The organism is Shinella sp. SUS2 (assembly GCF_001262505.1).
Taxonomy (GTDB): Bacteria; Pseudomonadota; Alphaproteobacteria; order Rhizobiales; family Rhizobiaceae; genus Shinella.
The window spans coordinates 1-1,985 of the sequence record NZ_KQ410817.1; the positions used below are offsets into that span (position 1 = coordinate 1).

General features: G+C 52.1%; 2 protein-coding genes and 1 pseudogene. All 3 read right to left on the minus strand.

Annotated elements, in window-relative coordinates; all coding sequences use genetic code 11:
* Positions 1 to 70 precede the first annotated feature (70 nt).
* Positions 71 to 300, minus strand: a pseudogene (locus AKG11_RS33410) (transposase); the annotation flags it as partial.
* Positions 301 to 386: 86 nt separating this feature from the next.
* Complete coding sequence (locus AKG11_RS33415; RefSeq protein WP_050747143.1) at positions 387 to 1,331, minus strand: M10 family metallopeptidase C-terminal domain-containing protein; 945 nt, start codon at positions 1,329 to 1,331, stop codon at positions 387 to 389.
* 470 nt (positions 1,332 to 1,801) lie between these two features.
* Positions 1,802 to 1,985 (minus strand): hypothetical protein (locus tag AKG11_RS35320; RefSeq protein WP_210166816.1); only part of this gene is annotated, 184 nt, incomplete at its 5' end.

Genomic DNA, 1,985 nt, shown 5'->3' on the forward strand with positions numbered 1-1,985 from the left:
AGGTGGCCGGTTTTTACTCCGCCCGCGGCTGGACTATTCCGCCGCTACCGTGGCCGACTTTTCCACCGCCGCTCTCAATGCTCATCTCCGCATACATCTTCTTCAGCCGACGGTTCTCGTCTTCCAAAGCTTTCATCTGGCTGATCATCGATGCATCCATACCGCCATACTTGGCTCGCCATTTGTAAATGAGGCCGTGCTCATCCCGTGTTCCCGGCATAGCTCAGGCACTGGAACGCCACCCTCGGCCTGACGCAGGATCGCAAGGATTTGCGGTTCGCTAAATCTGCTCGTCTTCATCAAAAATCTCCTCGATCATCTTGCCGAGAAAATTCTACTTTTGAAGCCCGTTGTTTTGCGGGGGGGATTACCATTCGACCTTGGCTCTATAGGATAAAGTCTGTCGCTTTCAGCGTCAGACTTGCATCGATGAGGATCGAAAAATCCGCTTTTTTGTCGCCGTTCACGTCGGCGAATACGATGGTATCGCCGCCTTTCTTGATGTAGCGCAATTCTCCAGCATCACCTGAAAAAGCTTTCGTTCCGATAAACTCAAAGGTTTGGTTGCCTTTGGCCACCGTATCTGCATCGACGGCTTTCAGATCGATCTTGTCGCCCTGCTTGCTGGAAAAATCCTTGATCGTGTCGCGTCCCGACGATGCTACCGTGGAGTCCTTGAGCGATTTGAAGACAAAGACGTCCTTGCCCGCTCCGCCGTGGAGTTCGTCACGGCCCGCGCCGCCATAGAGCTTGTCGTTTGCAGCGCCGCCTTTCAAAGTATCGTTGCCGCCTTGGCCGGAAATCTGATCGTTCCCTGCCCCGCCATCATAGGTGTTCTTTCCGTTCGTCCCCAGAAAGCGGTCGTTTTCCGTGACGGACGGTTTCATAATCCGATCGAGGGGGATTTTTTCGTCGGGGCCGAAAAATCCGAACGTCAGCGGTTTTTCACTGGTGATAGAATTTACGAAGGAATTATACTTTCCGGCGGTGGATAAGGTCGGAATGGTGTTTCCCGATATCTGCATGGTGAACTGCTGATCGCCGAGATCAACAACAAGAATGTTCGCCACGCCTTTTGTACCGTTTCCATCCCGCCACGAGATTTGCGTTATTTCTGCGTCGAGTTTTTTCGGAGAGTAGACCTTGCCGTCTATGCGTAGCTCGATGGCGGGGCTGGTAATCGTAATGCCCTCTTTTCCATCAGTCCGCTTGTAGCTGAAAACCGCATCCTTGCCGGTGGCTACCACTTCGAGCTTCGTCGATTTCAGCTTCGTGGCATTACCATTCGAAGTATGGGTTGAAAGGTAGCCCTTGTAAGAAAAGGTCGTCATATCTTTCTCCGGTTATAACAGCGTATGCATGGGCGACAGTTTTCCAACAGAATTTTGTCAATCCCCTTGATTTTGCTCAACAATAGATTGTTCTTCTGCCGGAAGTTTATGGGAATTACCGGTTGCAGCAATAGTAAATGTGCCGCCACGCCATATTTTTTCGTGAGGCGCTGCCATCGCTTCCTAAAAATCTATTGCAATGTCCATTTAGGTCTTGGCAACCCGTAGCTACGAAAGCGGGGGGCGATCACACAACAGGGCGCTCGGAGAACGCCATCGAAGCAATCGATTATGGGCCAAAGGTACAACACCTTACCCGCCGGCAGTTGGAATTCGGTGATATCGGTAAGCCATTTCTGGTAAGGCACTATGTCGAGGCGATACGCCACCCAAAACACCGGTGAACGGAAATGCGGGAAAATCCGCACCGATCAACAGAGAGTGCCTATGGAACCCCACGCCATCGCGTTTTAGGCGGTCTCCGCGAGTTTTGTTCGGGTTCTGCGCCTGATTTCTGCAACGCCGCAGAAATCCGAATTTTGCGATAGTGTTGCCACCGATTTGACCGCCTTGCTAACCGCCTTAATGCATAGCACCGGACGTTTTGGCGACGAGAGGCAGGCTTTTGCTGGCTGCGCGACACCGCAGGCAAGT